At 42.7% G+C, this 18,896-nt stretch carries 19 protein-coding genes; 8 read left to right on the forward strand and 11 right to left on the reverse strand.

All coding sequences use genetic code 11. The features are described 5' to 3' along the window. Window positions 1–136: 136 nt before the first annotated feature. Window positions 137–814 (forward strand): Mo-dependent nitrogenase C-terminal domain-containing protein, encoded by a 678-nt coding sequence (locus ACFFRD_RS26745; RefSeq protein WP_114085111.1) that lies wholly within the window; start codon window positions 137–139, stop codon window positions 812–814. Window positions 815–888: 74 nt separating this feature from the next. Then, window positions 889–1,917 carry a GTPase ObgE gene (gene obgE, locus ACFFRD_RS26750; protein WP_012409683.1) on the forward strand — a complete coding sequence of 343 codons (1,029 nt, stop codon included), beginning with the start codon at window positions 889–891 and terminating at the stop codon, window positions 1,915–1,917. Between the two features lie 376 nt (window positions 1,918–2,293). Here obgE and ACFFRD_RS26755 read toward each other — a convergent pair whose 3' ends face one another. Then, entirely contained in the window at window positions 2,294–3,268 is a 975-nt protein-coding gene (locus tag ACFFRD_RS26755; RefSeq protein WP_245246036.1) for an aliphatic sulfonate ABC transporter substrate-binding protein, read from the reverse strand. Between the two features lie 860 nt (window positions 3,269–4,128). On the opposite strand from ACFFRD_RS26755, the gene ACFFRD_RS26760 reads away from it, so the two are divergent. From ACFFRD_RS26760 to ACFFRD_RS26770, 3 genes are read left to right on the forward strand one after another with little or no spacing between them, the layout of a single operon-like run. Beyond that, window positions 4,129–4,734 carry a VWA domain-containing protein gene (locus ACFFRD_RS26760; protein WP_012409685.1) on the forward strand — a complete coding sequence of 202 codons (606 nt, stop codon included), beginning with the start codon at window positions 4,129–4,131 and terminating at the stop codon, window positions 4,732–4,734. Between the two features lie 41 nt (window positions 4,735–4,775). After that, window positions 4,776–5,381 (forward strand): vWA domain-containing protein, encoded by a 606-nt coding sequence (locus ACFFRD_RS26765; RefSeq protein ID WP_392478550.1) that lies wholly within the window; start codon window positions 4,776–4,778, stop codon window positions 5,379–5,381. 26 nt (window positions 5,382–5,407) lie between these two features. Then, window positions 5,408–5,803, forward strand: a complete 396-nt coding sequence (locus tag ACFFRD_RS26770; RefSeq protein ID WP_392478552.1) for a salt stress protein, Slr1339 family — start codon at window positions 5,408–5,410, stop codon at window positions 5,801–5,803. A gap of 140 nt (window positions 5,804–5,943) precedes the next feature. Here ACFFRD_RS26770 and ACFFRD_RS26775 read toward each other — a convergent pair whose 3' ends face one another. Both ACFFRD_RS26775 and ACFFRD_RS26780 read right to left on the reverse strand, forming a co-directional pair. Continuing rightward, window positions 5,944–6,291, reverse strand: coding sequence for a helix-turn-helix domain-containing protein (locus ACFFRD_RS26775; RefSeq protein ID WP_190935129.1), 348 nt, complete (start codon window positions 6,289–6,291; stop codon window positions 5,944–5,946). A 148-nt stretch (window positions 6,292–6,439) separates the two neighbouring features. Continuing rightward, window positions 6,440–7,186, reverse strand: a complete 747-nt coding sequence (locus tag ACFFRD_RS26780; RefSeq protein WP_392478554.1) for a ferritin-like domain-containing protein — start codon at window positions 7,184–7,186, stop codon at window positions 6,440–6,442. Window positions 7,187–7,416: 230 nt separating this feature from the next. Here ACFFRD_RS26780 and ACFFRD_RS26785 point away from each other — a divergent pair, with 230 nt between their 5' ends. Further along, window positions 7,417–7,983 (forward strand): thermonuclease family protein, encoded by a 567-nt coding sequence (locus ACFFRD_RS26785; protein ID WP_392478556.1) that lies wholly within the window; start codon window positions 7,417–7,419, stop codon window positions 7,981–7,983. 64 nt (window positions 7,984–8,047) lie between these two features. Here ACFFRD_RS26785 and ACFFRD_RS26790 read toward each other — a convergent pair whose 3' ends face one another. The 5 genes from ACFFRD_RS26790 to ACFFRD_RS26810 all read right to left on the reverse strand — a co-directional run bounded on the left by ACFFRD_RS26790 (window position 8,048) and on the right by ACFFRD_RS26810 (window position 13,524). After that, window positions 8,048–8,935, reverse strand: coding sequence for a carbohydrate ABC transporter permease (locus tag ACFFRD_RS26790; RefSeq protein ID WP_194144332.1), 888 nt, complete (start codon window positions 8,933–8,935; stop codon window positions 8,048–8,050). Between the two features lie 171 nt (window positions 8,936–9,106). Further along, window positions 9,107–9,445, reverse strand: coding sequence for a type II toxin-antitoxin system PemK/MazF family toxin (locus ACFFRD_RS26795; RefSeq protein ID WP_392478558.1), 339 nt, complete (start codon window positions 9,443–9,445; stop codon window positions 9,107–9,109). Next, complete coding sequence (locus ACFFRD_RS26800; RefSeq protein WP_392478560.1) at window positions 9,432–9,656, reverse strand: type II toxin-antitoxin system ParD family antitoxin; 225 nt, start codon at window positions 9,654–9,656, stop codon at window positions 9,432–9,434. The genes ACFFRD_RS26795 and ACFFRD_RS26800 overlap by 14 nt, the downstream gene beginning before the upstream one ends. Before the next feature lie 207 nt (window positions 9,657–9,863). Continuing rightward, entirely contained in the window at window positions 9,864–13,043 is a 3,180-nt protein-coding gene (locus ACFFRD_RS26805) for an SUMF1/EgtB/PvdO family nonheme iron enzyme (protein WP_392478562.1), read from the reverse strand. Between the two features lie 280 nt (window positions 13,044–13,323). After that, a complete protein-coding gene (locus ACFFRD_RS26810; RefSeq protein WP_392478563.1) occupies window positions 13,324–13,524 on the reverse strand; it encodes a hypothetical protein in 201 nt (66 codons plus the stop codon). A 76-nt stretch (window positions 13,525–13,600) separates the two neighbouring features. Here ACFFRD_RS26810 and purN point away from each other — a divergent pair, with 76 nt between their 5' ends. Next, entirely contained in the window at window positions 13,601–14,254 is a 654-nt protein-coding gene (purN, locus tag ACFFRD_RS26815; RefSeq protein ID WP_392478564.1) for a phosphoribosylglycinamide formyltransferase, read from the forward strand. A gap of 120 nt (window positions 14,255–14,374) precedes the next feature. On the opposite strand, the gene ACFFRD_RS26820 is transcribed toward purN, so the two are convergent. The 3 genes from ACFFRD_RS26820 to ACFFRD_RS26830 all read right to left on the reverse strand — a co-directional run bounded on the left by ACFFRD_RS26820 (window position 14,375) and on the right by ACFFRD_RS26830 (window position 17,740). After that, complete coding sequence (locus ACFFRD_RS26820) at window positions 14,375–15,793, reverse strand: aldehyde dehydrogenase family protein (protein WP_392478566.1); 1,419 nt, start codon at window positions 15,791–15,793, stop codon at window positions 14,375–14,377. 116 nt (window positions 15,794–15,909) lie between these two features. Next, window positions 15,910–16,953 carry a nitrilase-related carbon-nitrogen hydrolase gene (locus ACFFRD_RS26825; RefSeq protein ID WP_392478568.1) on the reverse strand — a complete coding sequence of 348 codons (1,044 nt, stop codon included), beginning with the start codon at window positions 16,951–16,953 and terminating at the stop codon, window positions 15,910–15,912. 25 nt (window positions 16,954–16,978) lie between these two features. Further along, window positions 16,979–17,740: a red chlorophyll catabolite reductase gene (locus ACFFRD_RS26830; protein ID WP_392478570.1), complete on the reverse strand. Its 762-nt coding sequence runs from the start codon at window positions 17,738–17,740 to the stop codon at window positions 16,979–16,981. A 183-nt stretch (window positions 17,741–17,923) separates the two neighbouring features. Between ACFFRD_RS26830 and ACFFRD_RS26835 the strand changes: the two genes are divergently transcribed. Beyond that, the gene (locus ACFFRD_RS26835; protein WP_392478572.1) at window positions 17,924–18,862 is read left to right on the forward strand and encodes an NmrA family NAD(P)-binding protein; all 939 of its coding nucleotides are present in this window, start codon (window positions 17,924–17,926) and stop codon (window positions 18,860–18,862) included. Window positions 18,863–18,896: the final 34 nt, after the last annotated feature.

The raw sequence follows: 18,896 nt of genomic DNA on the forward strand, positions 1-18,896 counted from the left end.
ATGAATTTTACCCTAAGATCGGCTTTTGCGACTTGAAAACCTCTCTGATTTATTTTTCTGTGCTGCCCAGACTATCTTCCTAGTCGCCGATTAGGGTAGCTTAGTAATGACTGAGGAAAGCTTGAGACGTGAGTTTATGACAAGTACCGTTCAATCCCCCTACAGCAGCGAACAGATTGCCGCTTGGTTGCGTGGACTGCTCACCATTGCTTGGGCAGATGGTAATTTTGATGCCCAAGAACAGGAATTAATTGCCAGCATCACCAAAGATGAATTAGCTCCTAAGATTAAATGCGACTCACTAGAGGTAATTACGCCAGAAGAATTAGCCGCAGTGTTGGGTAAAGGTACACCAGCCGCAGAAAATTTCTTAAGGACAGCAGTGATGGTAGCGATCGCAGATGGTACTTATTCTCCCAGTGAAGATGAGGTTCTGCATCAGTTCTGCCAAGCCTTAGAACAGCCAGAGGAGTTACTAGAAGCCCTTCGCCATACCCTAGAACACCCACAGCAACTTACCCCTGCGATCGCCAGCCCTGGACTTACAAAGCGTCAAATTGATGCACTACACCCCCTGCGTGACTGGCTGGATGGGCTAGATATTCAAGACCCAAGAGTAGCCCGCTTTTTGTGTAAAATGATTCCCTCCCAGTGTCCCTTTGAGCGGGATGTCACCTTATTTGGACGCAAGATTGTCCACATCCCCCCGATGTGTAAAATTAACCCCTTGTATGAGCAACTGGTGGGCTTACGTTTCCGCGCCCTCTCTTATCTAGCAGATAAATGTGGTGAAGATGTTTCACCATATATTTAGTTAGAGTTAGGAGTGAGGAGTAAGGAGTTATAATTTGTAACTCCTCACTCTTCACTTCTCATTATTATTTAAGTATGCAATTTATCGATCAAGCAAAAATTGAAGTTGAAGCTGGTAAGGGCGGCGATGGTATTGTCGCCTTCCGGCGAGAGAAATACGTGCCGACTGGTGGCCCCTCTGGTGGTAATGGAGGACGAGGCGGTTCGGTATTTTTCGTAGCCGACGAAAACCTACAAACCTTGCTGGACTTCAGATATAATCATCGTTTTCAGGCAGAAAAAGGGACTCGTGGTGGGCCAAACAACTGCACAGGGGCAGGAGGAAAGGATTTAATTATCGAAGTTCCCTGCGGTACAACTATTTATGATGCTGAAACAGGCGAACTGCTGGGAGATTTAACTGAGCCTCAGCAGACTTTACTGATTGCCCAAGGTGGTAAAGGCGGACTGGGAAATCAGCATTTCTTGAGTAACCGTAATCGCGCCCCAGAATACGCCCTCCCTGGATTACCGGGGGAAATAAAGCAGCTGCGTCTGGAGTTGAAACTTTTGGCAGAAGTGGGGATTATTGGCTTACCAAATGCTGGAAAATCCACTTTAATTTCATCTTTATCAGCAGCACGTCCTAAAATTGCTGATTATCCCTTTACTACTTTGATCCCAAATTTGGGTGTAGTGCGAAAACCGACTGGCGATGGTACTGTTTTCGCCGATATTCCTGGACTAATTGCGGGAGCATCTCATGGGGCTGGATTGGGGCATGATTTCTTGCGTCATATTGAGCGCACGCGAGTGCTACTTCACTTGATTGATGCCACTAGTGATGATGTGATTAGGGATTACAACACAATTAAAGAAGAATTACAAGCTTATGGACAGGGTTTAGCAGAACGTCCACAAATTTTGGCGCTGAATAAAATTGATGCCGTAGATCGGGAAACTGTCGATTTGGAGGCTTTAGCTACCCAACTTAATCATCTCTCCTACGCCCCGGTTTTTATAATTTCAGCAGTTACTCGCACCGGCTTAGAGCCGATGTTACAAGAAATCTGGGGAATTCTCGACCAAATGAAGGTTCCTGAAGAAGTGGAGGCATTGAGATAATTCGTAATTCGTAATTACTACTTCATTGGCAAGAAAGAGCAAATATAGATGATTGGAAAAACCACATCTGTCGTAGGGACAATTCATGAATTGCCCCTACAGCTAGGCTCTATTCTCATCAAAGAATGATTAATAAAAACCTAAAACGACGTATTGACGTTGATACACAACATAATTGTTTTGCAACCTTTGTAAATCTAATCGTAATAAAAGCTCTTAAAATTACGAATTACGAATTACGCCTTATGTGAATTAAAATGCCCTACCGATAGCAAGGGTTTCAGGCTGTAGTTGAGCCAGGATGTTTAGCTATGTTGACGTATTTACGCTTTTCCAGACTCCAACTCACATAAGCCGTGAATTATGAATTATATGCTCAAGGCTTAACTTCTGAAGGGGTTAAAGTAGCATATTGTTCAGAAGAAAGCGTCGCTTCTTTAACATTGATTTTCTTAGTGATAAATTTCTGCTCATAGAATAAGTCAGCAATTTTCTGCTGTCCTGACAAAACTTCTTCACTAAGGGGTCTTAATGTATAAAGCCTACGTTTCGATACCAGTTCTAGTGTTGGAACATCAATTTTCGCTTCAGGTGAAATTAGTTCAGCTACTTGACGTGGGTTAGCTTCAGCCCATTTGCCAATGTTATTGACTTCTTCTAATATGACTTTAACTACATCAGGATTATCTTTGACGAAATTACGCGAGCCCAACCAGTAACCTCCTTGGGTAGTAATTCCCTTACCATCCCGGATAATCCGAATCCTAGCAGTTTTCTGAAATAGAGCAAGGTGGGGGTCGCCAATTACAGCTGCATCAACGCTCTTACGCTCAAATGCAGCACGAGTTTCTAATGGTGTGAGATTAATGTGTTTAATATCGCTGAGTTTCAGCCCTGCTTCTTGCAAAACCTTCAAAACGAAATACTGCTGTGCAGTAGCTCTTTGAAAGGCCAATCCTTTACCTTTAAGGTCAGCTATTGTCTTGATTGGAGAATCTTTATCGACTACAACAGCAGTTCCCTCACCAGTTCCAGGTTTGCTGCTAGCAACATAAACAAAAGGAACACCCGACGCTTGAGCAAAAATGGGGGGAGTTTCACCGACAAAGCCGAAATCTACACTTCCTACATTCATTGCTTCCAAAAGTTGTGGGCCAGCAGCAAATTTTGACCATTCGACTTTCATGCCCAGTGGGGTTAAACGTTTCTCTAACAGTCCTTTAATCTTGAGTAAGTCTCCAGCTGTCATATAGCCCATGTGTAAGACTTTTGTCTTAGTGCTATTAGAGCTATTGGAGGCGTTAGCGGTTTGCTCTGGTGTATTTTGTGCTTTACAACTGACTAAAGTCATGGATAAACTGAATACTCCTCCTACTAAGAATAGTAGAGAGGAATTGAACAGATTTAAGTAAGATTTGCGCGATATTTCTACCATACTGAATTAGTAAATATTTAATGTTTTCGTTTTTTCGCTACTGAATTTCTACCGTTTGCACTACTGGCAATTAGCTAGAAATTTAAATGAAATTTTTAGCTGATAAATTTAATTAAGCAGTTTTACCAATGACACACAATTACAATCTACTTTAAGTTGACCGATTTATCGTAGATTGTTGTTTGTACGGATGCTATCATAGACTTCTGCAAGAATCAAGCAGTAAATAAAGCCATCATTCCATAGAGACGATTTTTTAACTTTGAGCAAAGAAAGAGAACGATTTCTTGATCGAGGTGCCTCTTGTTACAGAGATAGTTGCCACTTACTGGTACAGCAACACGCAGCAATTTTATACTCAATTATGCTATGTACACTTACAGGCGAAAAACCGGCAGCCTCATATTTGCTGGATTAGGTAATATCATGTCCGGCTAATTAGTTGTCATTGCAAACGAAGTGTTGATGGAGCATCTCGTAGAGAAGCAATCTTCGAAATGTTGCAATTGCTGTGTTCCAATCACAATGGCATATCCTAAGTGATTAGGAGGACATGATATAAAGCGATCGCAGACTATAACTATAAACTAGCTTCATCTATATTCTGATCCGAGATACGGCATTCTTCGGTGAAATTGGAAGCCCACACTGTACTTTGTAATCCAAGTCAGTGCGGCTAGTTCACGTAGAAATTGATACAAAAGCTTAAAGGCTTTGCTTACTGGTAAAAAAACGGAGTTAGACTAGAATTGCAGGGTAACAATCAGAGGAAAATTATGATGAGCGATCGCGACTATACATTAATCATTGATAAAAGCGGTAGCATGTCCACACCCGACCAAGTGGGCGGTAGAAGTAGATGGGAGATTGCCCAAGAGTCTACACTCGCTTTGGCAAGAAAGGCCGAACAGTTTGACCCCGATGGCATCACCGTTTACTTGTTTTCCGGTAGATTTAAACGCTACGATGATGTCACCTCAGCCAAAGTCGCACAGATATTTCTCGAAAATGACCCTGCTGGGACGACAAACTTAGCTGGTGTGCTTCAGGACGCAATCAATAATTACTTTCAACGCAAAGCAGCCGGTAAAAGCAAGCCAAACGGAGAGACAATTTTAGTCATCACCGATGGTGAACCAGACGATCGCAAAGCTGTTTTTGAAGTCATCATTCATGCTACTCGCCAGATGGAGCGTGATGAAGAATTAGGAATTTCGATCATTCAAGTAGGTTCAGATGCCCAAGCAACTAAGTTCCTTAAAGCTTTGGATGACCAGTTGCAAAGTGTCGGCGCTAAATTTGATATTTGCGACACGGTTACTTTAGACGACTTAGAAGAAATGAGTCTTGTAGATGTATTGACTAACGCAATAACTGACTGATTACTTTAAAGTTTTTTATGAAATAATTGGGAAAATTATAAATGCTAGAAAATCGTGATTACACCTTAATTATTGACAAAAGCGGCAGCATGGCAACCCAAGATCAAAAGGGTGGCAGAAGTAGATGGTTTGCAGCACAAGAATCTACGTTAGCTTTAGCTAGTAAGTGTGAGCAATTTGACCCAGATGGTATCACCATTTATTTATTTTCTGGTAAATTCAAGCGATACGAAAATGTGACATCCAGTCTAGTAGGGCAAATTTTCCGAGAAAATGATCCCTCTGGTACAACTGACTTGGCAGGTGTGTTGAAACATGCAACTGACGATTACTTACAACGCAAAGCAGCCGGTCAAACAAAGCCAAATGGTGAAACAATTTTAGTGGTTACTGATGGTGAACCAGACGATCGCAAAGCAGTTATGAAGGTAATTATTGAAGCTTCTCGCCGCATCGATCAAGATGAAGAATTAGCCATTTCCTTCATTCAAGTGGGTACAGATCCCCAAGCTACTCGCTTTCTGAAAGTCTTAGATGATGAACTCCAAAGTGCTGGTGCTAAGTTTGATATCTGTGACACCATTACTATGGAAGATATGGAAGATATGAGTCTATCAGAAGTCTTGCTCAATGCTATTAATGACTAGATATACCATTTATAGGAATTGCAAAAATGGATTCCATTGATAAGCTGTTAGCCGAACTCAAAACTGAATATAAAGAAGTAAAACCACAACAGCAACAGTCAAAATCAGCCAAAGCCAAAGCCTTTATTCCATCATTGCCAAAATCGGCATCTTTGATGGATAACATTTTGGCAGAGGTTAAGGCTAATTTTGCAGAAGAGGATGCTGCTATTGAGTTACAAAAACAACAAGAACTAGAAAAGGAGCGAATTCGCCAAGAACAACTCAAAGCCAAACAATTAGAGGGTTTGAAAATACAGGCAAAAGAATGGTTAGCCAAAGTAGATCCACTTTCGTCGGAAGGACTTTGGTTTGAAAGGTTTGCTGAAAGTTACCCCTCAAAATTAGAGGCAGCGATTGAATATTTAAGAAGCAATGAATAAATGTCTTCAAACAAGAATGTAGAGACGTAAAATATTGTGTCTCTATTGATTTCTAGACATATCTAAATAAACAATTCAAGATTCAAAAATAATCTCCTATCTCAAATTTAAAATGAGCAATTATTATTTATTACCCATGCTCAAAATTGATGGTGATTTGTTCGATTTGAGTGTTGAACAGCCCATTCATGCATAGCATAGAGAATTGGTTGCAAAGTTTCTCCTAAATGCGTTAGCGAATATTCTACCTTTGGTGGAATTTGAGGATAAACTTCTCGATGGATAATGCCGTCTTGCTCCATTTCTCTAAGTTGCTGAGTCAACATCTTTTGCGTAACTCCGGGTAAAGCTCGTTGTAACTCACCAAACCTTTTTACGCCAGTCATTAATTCTCTAATAATCAAAACTTTCCAGCGTCCGCCAATTACCTTTAGGGTAGTTTCTACTTCACAAGTCAGCCTGAGATTGTTTTCTGCTTCAGCTTTCATAGTCAGTTTTTAAGAAGTACCTTACTTAGATTTGCTGGGTAGTACCGCTAGTTAAAAGTATGGGTACATCTACAACACTCCACAAAATTTAACTGCTCTCTTTGATGAACTAATTTTTTTAACATTAGATACTCAATGATAACTATAATTACGTAGCCACCAACTCCGAATCGATTTCTGACGGCGCACTATCTTGGACTAGCGATCGCGTTTCGCCATTACGCTGGAGGATACCGCCAACCATTGCTAACAAGGCGTTTACTTTGCGGGTTCGCCACATATCTATAAGTTTTTCCACTTTGGTAGCAGACATCCGTCGCATCATCGCTTCGTAGAGATAAGCAGCATGTCCAGTTTCATCTTGGGCAATACTTAGCATTCCTAACTTCAAGTTACGACCGGTTGGCTCGTTATCAGGTAATACTTTTGCCATTCGCGCAAAGTCTTTACTAGCATCTAACTCAAGAATGTATGTGCTAGCCATAAACAGATCCCAGTCAATGACAGCAGGTTTAAGTTGTTCTTGGGTGTAGCCTTCAAAGAATGCTGCAAAAAATGGACTACGCTGCTGTTGTGATTTGTTTGTGGTTGTAGTTTGGGGTTGACGCTTAAAATCTATAACTTGTTTATTCATCTGCTGTAAGGCGTGGGCAAAAACTTTACCATGCCTAGTCTCATCTGATGCGTGTTTTGCTAGTTTTTCGGCTAGCCATGTATCGCCTTCGGCTGCGGCGCGATCGCTAAGTGCAGATAAAAACGGCACAGAACCAGATTCAGCAAAATAAAACCCCGCAAGGATGTTGGGACGGGTTTTAGAATCACGAATTTGAGCAGCAGAGTAATAGGCAAAAGCACCTGAACCAGCTAAATGCAGAATGTTAGTTAAGAAGTTCATCAGAAATTGCCACTGATAATTGGGAGGTTACAATTCTTATACTAATGTGCATTTTCTATTCGGGTGTCGGCAGGGAGAAGGGGAAATTTTGGAAGTTGTTAAATTATCTCGCAAATATGCAACGCCCCATTTGGGGTTTTTAATTGCCTGTGGCAGTATGTCAAGGGTTAACAAATATATCTCATCATTTTGCTAATATCATCCCACAGAGGTAATGCAGGTGAGTTGGGATGGAGAAATTAAATAAACCAGTACGATTTTGGCTGTGTGCAACTATCATGATTTTGGGTTTGATAGGCTGCGATCGCTTTATCGGTACTTCTGGAGAACCAGTTGAGCGAGTGAGTGATGGCGATACTATAGTAGTTAAAGATAGCAGTGGTAAAAATTTTACCGTGCGCTTTGCTTGTGTAGATGCGCCCGAAATAGCCCACTCTAATAAAGAAAAGCAAAGTAAACGCACTAGCGATCGCAATCAATTTAATTGGGGTGTGAAAGCCCAAGAACGGGTACAACAACTGGTGCAACAAGGGGGCGATCGCGTGACTTTGAATATCACAGATAGCGATCGCTATGGACGCAAAATTGCCGAAGTCCGTTTACAAAATGGCACTTTTGTGCAGCAGATATTGTTAAAAGAAGGATTGGCAAAGGTATATCGTCCTTACTTAAACAAGTGTCCTAGTAAAGACTTAGTTCAACAAGCTGAAGCTGAAGCCAAAGAGCAACGTGTTGGGGTTTGGAGTGACACTAAATTTGTTAATCCTTGGGAATATCGCAGCCTATCAAAAAAATAAAACAGGAGTTAGAGTTCAGGAGTCAGAATTCAGAAGTGGTGAATACTTTATGCATAAAGTCCCCCTACTCCTCTTTCCAAGTTTGCAGTTGAAAATAAACTAATACCAGCGTCACTGCTAGTAACACCGTCGCGGCGGCGGCTGCATAACCAAAATCAAACTGACCAAAAGCCTCTTGATAAATGTAGTAAACCAGCAAATTAGTCGAATTCAGTGGGCCACCGCCAGTCATGACAAAAACTTGCTCAAAACTCCGCAATGTAAAAATCGCGGTAGTAATGACTGCAAATATCACAGTCGGGCGCAATCCAGGCAGAGTAATATACCAAAATTGTTGCCAAGCATTTGCTCCATCCAAATCTGCTGCTTCATAACGGCTCGGAGGAATTGCTTGCAAGCCTGCTAAAAAAACTACCATATTGAAACCGAGTTGTTTCCAAATACTCATTAAAATAATTACTGGCATTGCCCAAAATGTATCTCCTAGCCACGGGATGGCTGGGATGCCAAAAAAATCTAAAAGTCCGTTAACTGGCCCTGATGTTTGAAACAGCCAGCGAAATCCCAAACCGGCTGCCACAAGTGAAATAATCGAAGGTAGAAAATATGCACTCCGCATGATGCCCCGCAAGGGAATAGAGCGGTTTAATAGGACAGCCAATCCCAAGGAAATAACTAAACTGGGAATAATAGTGGCAACAGTAAAATAAAAGGTGTTACCCAGAACTTGCCAGAAGTCGGGGTTAAGTAGCAAGCGCCAATAGTTTTTTAAGCCTATCCAATAAGTACCTTTTAAGGTGAAACTACCAGCAGTAAAGCTGAGGTAAAACAAATAGGCGATCGGCCAAATGATAAAAACGCCGAGTAAAATTAGTGCTGGTGTGAGAAAAGTCCAGGCAGCTACTGTATCGTTATCCAACCACGACTTAGTAGTATATATTTTTTTTGACATCTATAATTTTTCCTTTTAGCTGTTATTATCCTCCGCCCTGATTCTACCCTTAGCTTGGTTTCTCCTCGTATTAGCGTAGTTTACAGCCGTAGGCATCGCTTGGGTAAGCTCTTGGTTCATAATTACCTCTAGTTGGAGTCTTTACTTAAACATCGCTATTTTTCTGCAAACTCAAACCAATCCCAAATGCAATTTTAACGCTGCATCAATTAGTACCATCAAATCTGCGTTTAAACTACCTAATACTTCACCAGTAATTCGTTGCTTAGAAATTGTACGCACTTGCTGCGCCTGTACTTTAGAAGGTTTTGTTAAACCACTAACCTCTGGATTAAGCAAAACTTCAAAGGGATAAACACGGCTCACATTAGAAGTAAGCGGTAAAATTGTCACAGTGGTAGCAGCACTATTACTTATATTATTACTGACAATTATCACTGGACGACGTTTACCCATTTCTGAACCCATCACCGGACTAAGATTTGCGTAATAAATATCACCACGTTTCATCTGTTAAACCATCTGCTATTGTCACATCCCAATCGTTATCAATTTCAGCAGACGCTTCTCGGTAAGCTGCCTCTAATTCTCGGTTTCGCAGCAATTCTAATGCTTCTTCAATTACTTGAGAACGAGATTTACAGCCTTTATTGCGCTTGTAGTTTTCGATAAACTCCACTAAAGACGGTGGCAAGGAAATAGAGAGTTTTTCTACATTCATCTTCCTACCAATTAGTAGCAAAAATAATTCGTACTAATATTCTAGCTTACTCAAGCGATCGCTTGTGGGAAAGTGCGATCGCTTGGGTAAGCTCTTGGTTCATAATTATCTCTACTTGGAGTCTTCGTAAGTCCTAATTTTTTTTCAAAAATTAGATCGTTACGCTTCGCTACACTGAAAAATGCTAAAGGAAAGAAGTATAAAGGGCTAAGGAGTCCTCCCAACGGCTGAAACGACAACCCGAAAACCAAGATTGCTGTGGATGAGGTCGCGCCCCACCCTAAAGTTGAGATTACGGGACGCGGAACGGCATTTTCCAGGAAGGTCGTACCAGGAACCGCCCCGCAGCGTCCGAATTTTATTATCATTATCTATCCATGCACTTCCATCACTAGGCGCTCCTTTATAGCTTTCATGCCAAGTATCTTGACACCACTCCCAGATATTCCCGTGCATATCGTATAATCCAAAGGCGTTGGGTGAAAAACTTCCTACTTCTGTTGTTTCTTGACGATTTTTTCCTTTTGGTGCAGAAGCATAAGTGGAATCTCCCTCATAGTTAGCTAACTCAGTTGTAATCGTCTCGCCGAAGTGAAATGGTGTCGTTGTTCCTGCACGACAGGCGTATTCCCACTCTGCTTCACTAGGTAGGCAATAATTACGCCCAGCCTTTTGACTCAGCTTTTTGCAAAATTCCACTGCATCATTCCAGGGAACTTGCTCTACAGGACGTTTTACTCCCTTGAATTTGGACGGAGTGCTACCCATTATTTGCTGGTACTGTTCCTGAGTCACTTCAAACTTGCCGATAAAAAAAGCAGGGACATTCACAACGTGCTGTGGTTCTTCATTTTTGGCTCGACCATTTTCACCGGGTGGTGAACCCATATTAAAAGAGCCTTCAACAATCTGAACCATATCTAAAGTTATGCCATTGCCTAAGTCCTCCTTAAAGAACTTAGCTTGCTTGTTAGGTTCTCGTTTAATTACCTGTCCCTTTTTATCTACCGTTACCGTTTCAAACTTAAAGAGAATATATTTAGGTTCAGCTATAGAGATAGTTGTTGATTGATTAGTAGGTTGATTAGTAGATTTAGGTGTCGGTGATTGACCCTTAAAAATTTCATGACCTACTACTGCTGTCACCAAACCTACACTTCCGAAGCCAGCCCATTTCAAAAACTTTTGTCGGGTTATTCGCTCTTGAGCCGATTGAGTGGGTTGAGCAGAGCTTGACTGCTGAATTGGAGGTTTAATCAATTCTTGGCTTGCTACAACTCTGGTTTCAATTGCAGTGATGTCCATCTGCTGTAATTTTTGGCGATATTCTGCTTCCTTCTGCTGCCGTTGTTGTTCTGCCTCCTGCTGGTTTAGTCGTACAGCTTCTTCTTGTTGTTTTTCTGGCTGATGCTGCTGTTTGATTCTCTCTTGCTGTTTCCGGTATTCTACTTCTGAAGATGATTGAATAATAATTGCTTCGAGTGCAGAAATATCTGCATCATTTAGTTCTAAAATTCGTTGAAAACGTTGAAGTTCTTCACGAGTAACATCACTAGGAGGATATTCAAACTGCATCGACTCTCTAAACACCTCTTCATACTGTTGCAGCTTTTGGCGATGTTCCTCGATCGCAGCAACAATTGGATTTTCAATTGCAGTCACATCCTCAGCAGTCAAATTCAACGCTTGATGACGTTGCGTTAGTTGAGAGCGGTTGAAAGCACTGAGAGGATATTCTTGCTCAACAGCTTCTCTAAACTCTTGCTCGTATTGCCGCAAGTTTGCTTGATGGGTTTGAATCTCCGCATTAATCCGCCTCTCGATCGCACCCACATCCCCTTTACTCAACCCCAACGTCTGCCAGGTTTGCTGCAACTGCTTTTGCGTCACCTCATCTGGATAATGCTGGCGCTGCGTCGCCTTTACAAATGCCTGCTCGTACTGCTGGAGTTTTTGATGATAGCTTTCAATCTGTGTTGTGATTTGCGCTTCAATTGGTGCAACATCTACATCTGTCAGTCCCAAGCGCTGCTGCTGTTGGCGTAAGTCATTCCGGGTTGCCTCGCTGAGGGGATATTCCTGCTGCGTGGTAGTAAAAAACAGCCGTTGGTAGTCTTGGAGTTTTTGGTGATATGCCTCTACTTCAGTCGTAATCTGAGATTCGATCGCCGCAATATCTCTATCTGCAAGTTCTAATTGCTGCTGAGTTTGCCGTAAGCGATCGCGGCTTGCTGCACTCAGAGGAAACTCTTGTCGCAGTGCCGTTGTAAAGGCTTGCTGATAAGTTTGCAGGTTTTGCTGATGTGTCTTAAACCGTGCAGTCACCTGTGCCTCAATTGGCATCGTGTCCTCATTCCGCAGCCCCAAGATTTGCTGGAGATTTTGCAAATCGAGGCGATCGCTATCGGTAATTGTCTCGTCTCGCTCTAGTAGCTCAGTGAACACCTGCTGATACTGCTGGAGTTTGTCGCGGAACTCATTGCGGTACGGTTCCAACACCTCATCTTCGATCGCCTTCGCCTCAGTTGTCTCCAATCCCAAGCGAGTACTCTGATAATCTAATGTCCGACGACCAACAAGGGAAATTTCGCCTCGATGAATAAATCGCGCTACCTCTTTACGGTATCGCTGTATAGGATCGCCCGGAGCTACCTTTGCCAGTCGAATTTTAAAGCCTTCTCGAATTGCATAGATTTCCGGCTTCATCGCCGGCTCAAGTTCTCGCACCTTCTGACTGGCGTACTCATGGAGTTCATCAATGGAGATAAACTCATCGTGATCGCGATCAGCTTCTCCTGACTTGATACCTTCAATCAAAAAACGAGTGTAAATCGATAAATCTTGCCCCTCTTGCTCAAAGGAATATTGAGTCGAAGTAGAAGAAGTCAATACTGCTCGTCCTTCACCGCCCAACTGCTCCCGGATGTCAATTGTGCCGTCATTTTTGGCAGACATTCCCTCAGCAAACGCGCCACTAAAGCAGCTATCTAGGATAACTACCTGCCGACGGGAGCGGCTTTCGCTCATGCGATCGTGAATAAAATTGGCAGATACCGACGTTGAGCGAATCAATTCGCCCTGCTGCGTTTTACTGGTGTTGCGAGTTGCCAGATATAGCCTACCGCGATCGTCTTTGATGCCGTGTCCCGAAAAGTACAGCAGCAGCAAATCATCTTTGTGCCGTCCAGAGAACAGCATTTCGATCGCAATTTCTACAATTTGTCGTTCAGGATTTTTTAGCAGGGTAATATCTGACGCGGCAAACCCACCCATCTCGCTATGCAGCAGTACACCATACACTGCTTCCACATCTCTAACTGCACTGGGCAAAGGGTTCAGCCCTGGCTCATACTCACTGACCCCAATCAGCAACGCTACCTTCGCCATTTAATTTACCTATGCTGCGATCAAATCCTATGCGGCTTTAATCTCTGTATTGTTTCCTTTATACCAAGTTTTAGAATATTATCTCCATCAACCGGACTAGATTATAAGCTAAATTTTTAGAGCAAAATTTAATCAAGCGTAGGTGTAGCCCATCCTAAACATCGCAACATGAAAAGAGACACTGCTAAATTAAAGTATAAATCTTACCTATTTATGTAAGAAAAATCTAGGCAGCTACTGTATCAGTATCCAAGCAGACTTAGTAGAGCATTTTATTAATTCATAGCAAAGTAAATTTAGCAACACCATGCAATGTTAATGCATCGGCTGACAATGCCAATACATCGGGAAACAATGTCAATGTATCGGGTAACAATGTCAATGTATCGGGTAACAATGCCAATACATCGGTTGACAATGCCAATGCATCGGGTAACAATGCCAATGCATTGGGTAACAATATTAATGCGTCCCCTTGCATTAAACAAGCTACGCTTTTACACAAAAGTGTACGTATTATATATTTTTCGCATCTATAATTTTCCTTCTTAGCTGTTATGACCCTCCGCCCTGATTCTACCCTGAGCTTGGTTTCTCCCAGTATTAGCGATGTTCGCCAACAAGTCGCCCCTTTAAAACTAGGAATTATGGCTTCTGGGAATGGCAGTAATTTTGATGTCGTTGCTCAAGCTATCCAAGATGGGCGGCTAAATGCCCAAATTCAAGTTTTAATTTACAATAACCCCTCGGCGAAAGCAGCCGTCAGAGCAGCCAATAGAGGTGTAGAAGCTGTTTTATTGAATCACCGCAACTATAAAAACCGAGAAGAGTTGGATGATAAAATTGTGCAGACATTGCGGCGCTACGATGTGGAATGGGTGATTTTGGCAGGTTGGATGCGATTGTTAACATCAGTTTTCATTGATGCCTTTCCTAACAAAATTATTAATATCCATCCTAGTTTGTTACCTAGTTTCAAGGGAATCCATGCTGTAGAACAAGCCTTAGAATCAGGGGTAAAAATCACTGGTTGTACGGCGCATATCGCTTGTTTAGAAATGGACAGTGGCCCAATCTTGATGCAAGCCGCAGTACCAGTTTTGCCGGATGATACAGCAGAAACCCTCCACGCCAGGATTCAAATTCAGGAACATCGAATTTTGCCGCTAGCGATCGCTCTGGCAGCTTCTTCGTCAAAGTCATTTTTTTAACGAACCGCAGAGGCACAGAGGGCACAGAGAAAAGAAAGAGAAGGAAAACAATTGCTTAACTGAACTGTATTGGTCTATCAGTTTTCGTAACGTGCATTAACCCCTGGTTGTTGACAGTGTTTATGATTCATTATCAAACCACCAAGGGTCATTAGTCGCGTTAGTTTTAATTAAAATAGCTTTTTTTCGCATGAACCGTTTCAGTGCTGCTGCACCCATGCGCGATCCTCCCATCCCGGAGAATTTAAAGGCATTTTTCTCTCCCTCGTGCATGATGGCAGTGAGTGCAGCATCGTTGATACTAATAGCACCTGCTTCTATCTGCTGGGCAATTTCTAAGGCTTCAGCTTCTGAGGCAAAAACAGCAGCACTTAATCCATAAATTGAGTCATTTGCTAAAGACACTGCTTCCTCAACTGTGGAAAAAGGCATTATTGGCATAATGGGGCCAAAAGTCTCTTCGGTCATCACTTTCATGGAATGATTAACCTGGGTAAGCACTGTTGGACGACACCACCAACCCCCACCTAAGTCTTCAATTACGCCACCGCAGTGAATGACTGCCCCCTTTTCTACTGCATCTAGGAGATGATCGCTAATAATTGCGGCTTGTCTTTCGGCGATGATGGGGCCAATTTCTCCACTTTCAACAGTGGGGTAGGCTAGCCCAAGGCGATGTGCTTTGGCTACTAATTGATGGTAAAACTTTTCAAATATGGAGTCAGCAACGTAAATCCGCTCAATTGATAAGCACGATTGTCCAGTGTTGACGACGGAACCCCACAAGATTGCTGAGGTTGCTAATTCTAAGTTAGCTGATTCTAAAACGATCGCCGGATCTTTTCCCCCTAATTCCAAAAAAGCTGGAATAAACCGTTTCGCAGCCGCTTCTGCCACTTTTCGCCCTGTTGCGACACTACCTGTAAAGCATACTAAGTCTACATTATCAATCAAAATAGATCCGGTTGCGCCTGCTCCTTCAATAAAAGCTAAGACATCGCGCAATTTAGGGACGGAATTGAGTGCTGTTGTCAGTGGTGCAACGAAGCGGGGAGCGATTTCACTGGGTTTGACAATGACGGCACAACCCGCCAACAATGCCGGAATGGTATCAATAGTTGACAGCAACAGAGGAAAATTCCACGGGCTAATTATCCCCACTAGAGGGTAAGGAACGGAAGTTTGTTGCAAGGCGATAAATGGAATTGCTGTGTTTTTTGCAGAGTCTTGCAGCAATTCTGGTGCTAACCTGCACCAGCGATCAATGCTAGAGAGGAAGGAATCTATTTCTAATATTGAGGTTGATAATCTTCCCGTATCATTTACCAGAGCTTCCGTTAAGCGATCGCGCTCTGATACTATCGCTGCCTTCCACTGCTGTAAAGCTTCGATTCTCCCCTCTAAACCCAGTTTTTGCCAGCTAACTTGTGCCCGGCGCGATCGCTTGCATTGCTGTGCCAGCAACCTTGGGGGTGGCGGGATAATTACGTAGTCAAATTTGCCATTTCGGGGATTGCGAACTTCTATTGGTTTTGTCATTTGTCATTTGTCATTTGTCATTTGTCATTTGTCATTTGTCATTGGTCATTTGTCATTGGTCATTGGGCATTAATCAATAATTCTCCTTCCCCATTCCCCATTCCCAATTCCCAAATTCAAATTATCCCCAGTTGGGCTAACCGATCAATTGTGGCTTGCTGCGTTTGCAAAAAATGTTTGCGGTCTATTTCTCCTTCCAGCATAGTATTAGCTGGGTAAAAGTGTGATTGGTGATAACTTTCGGCGTATAGTTCAAAGCGTTGGCGGGCAAGTAAATTATGTAACCCTGGTCGGCGGCGATCGCAGCGTAAGGCTCCTAAATCAATCTCGGCAAATGCTGCCATGCTCTCGCCTGCACCTGTCTCGGCTAAAACGATTCCGCGATGGTCGATGATTTTAGAACCACCATCAGCCGAAGCTATGGGGATGGCAATATTAGCGATACCTGCGGTATTAGCTGAAACCACGTAAGCCATATTTTCGACAGCGCGAGTGATTTTTGCCGCGTCTTTGGGAGTGAGGTTTTTGTTGTATACTTCCGAAGTCGAATGGACAAAAATCTCTGCTCCTCGCATCGCCAGACACCGCGCTACTTCTGGATATAAAATTTCTTCTGATGCTAAAGCTGCTAAATTACCGATCACAGTTTTGGCTACAGGGAAAACTCCCTCTAAACCATAACAGTCAAGATATTTATCCCAAACATCATGGGGAGTGGGAGCAAATAAAGAATTTAGCCGCCGATATCGCAAGACGATTGAGCCGGAGGGGTCAAGGATAAAGCAGGTTTGAAAGTACAATCCGGGAAAGTTGGGATCAATTTCGTAGGCATTACCAGCTAAAAATATTTTATGCTTTTGAGCAATTTTACCCAGCGCCTCATACTCAGCACCAGCCATTTCTATACAGGCTTTTTCTGCCCATCCTGCGAGACTATCTCCCATTGGAAAACCTGTGAGGAAATATTCTGGCAGTACAATTAAACGACAATCAAAGCCAATAAAAGCGATACTGGCAGCAATTTGTTGAGCTAGGCGGTTAATGGAGTTTTGCATGAGCGATCGCGCTTCGTGGCGATCGGTTGCTTGGTTGACTGCATGACAGGTAACTTGGAGTGCCAAGGCCCGGAATGAGTTGAGATTATCAGTATTATCTGCCATGCTGTATCCAAATTTTTTTACTACCTTATAGAATACGCTCGCCACCCCAGAGCGATCGTACTAATTTATCCGTCATTTCTGCCCCAAATAGCCGCACAGCAATTTGGTTGTCTGGGTCGCGTTCTGCAACAGTACGGCGCACAAATAAGTCACGCTCAGATAAAGCAGCCCGTTCTGATTCCGCTACTGGTTCAGCTTCATCTACCCAATCTAGCCAACGATCTATCATCTCATGCGCTACCGTGTGGACACGATCAAGCGTCTCTTCTGTGACTGGACTGGTGTAACACAAACTAGTATGAGATTGTACCTGACGGATATACAGCGTTTTGCTAATATACTGCTGAAAACGTGAATCTTTCAGGAACGCCAAATATGTCTGGTTCACAGGTTCGTAGTAACGATCCAAATAATCGAGGTCAGTGAATAGATCGGTGCGAGGGACGTAATCTATAAAAAAGAACAGTTCTGGAACCGTGGCAAAGACAATAGCCAAATGAGGAACACGAATCTGCGACTTGAGCCAAACAGTTAGGTGCATATTGCAAAAGCCAGATTTAGGTTCGCGCAACCATGAATGCACAAGCCAATCAATTTCTGGGCCAGAGAAGGTATTGAGCGAGCCGTGCGCTTCTCCAATCAAGGCAGAGTACTTTTGAAAGTTCTCGGTAGATGGATATGAATGTAATTCAAAACGAGCGTCTATTTTCTCACGAAGTTCATTTGTCCAACCCCACAACTGCTCAAATAAGGCTGTATTGTCTACATTAATTTGCTGCTCAAGCACTGTTTGTACCCTTTTAGATAAGAATGCAAACAAACATAATATAAAAGCAAAAAACCAGCATCTAGCTTCTGCCAGAATTCTTTCACTGAGCCAGAACAACTGTAAATGGCGTGGAATTATTGTTTGCTTCTCCTGTCTTTGGATAAAATTAATTTAAACAAAAAACTCCAGGTAGAAGAGAGAATGTCAAATTTCCGCGATCGCACAGAGACAAACACCGATAAAGTTTTACTCATCGGAGTTACTGGCGGCACAGGTGGAAATGTCGTCAAGGGATTTCTCGAACAGGGAGTTACTAACCTGCGAGTCATCACTAGAGAAATTGACCTTAATCGTCCAACTCTTGCAAAGCTCAATGATGCCGGAGTTGAACTGGTAAAAGCCAACCTCGACAATGAAACTTCTCTCATAGCAGCCTTTGCAGGAATTTCGGCTGTTTACTGCCACGCCACTTCTGCGGACTCCGCTAAAATTGACCCGCTAGAGGTGGAGAGAGCCAGGCGAGTTGCAAAAGCTGCCAAACAAGCTGAAATTAAGCACTTTGTCTACAATTCCGGAGGTGGGGCGGATAGGAATTCAGGAATCCCCCGCATTGAGCAAAAATATCAAGTAGAGAAAATTCTCAAAGAAGCTGGCTTACCGACTACTATGTTGCGAGCTTGCTTGTTTATGGAGGAGTTTTGGAAGAAGTACACGCGACCTTCCATACTCAAAGGTAGTTTTCCGTTTTCAATTCAGCCAGATAAACCCCTTCATCTAATTACAACTAAGGATATGGGCCGCGTTGCTGCCTATGTAATCGAACATCCTATCAAGTATATTGGCCAAGAAATTGAGCTAGCTGGGGATGTGCTGACTCCTCTTCAGATGGCAGAGGCATTCTCTCAAGCGCAGGGGATAAAAGTTGTCCATAAAGAGACACCTGCTTGGATTTTCTTACTCTTGCTGCAAAAAGAACTGTTCGATTTAATACAGTGGTATCGTAAACAAGGTTATCAAGCTGATGTCCAGCGTTTACGAGAAGAAGAGTTTCCTGGACTTCTGACCACATTTAGGGAATTTTTGGCAGAAACCAACTGGTCAAATACGGAACTCACCTATGAGAGTCTGCGATCGCATTAGTACACTGTGGCAAAAGTTTGCTTACCTTTTAATC

Origin of the sequence: Nostoc sp. C110 (assembly GCF_043099725.1) — a bacterium.
Classification (GTDB): Bacteria; Cyanobacteriota; Cyanobacteriia; order Cyanobacteriales; family Nostocaceae; genus Nostoc; species Nostoc muscorum_A.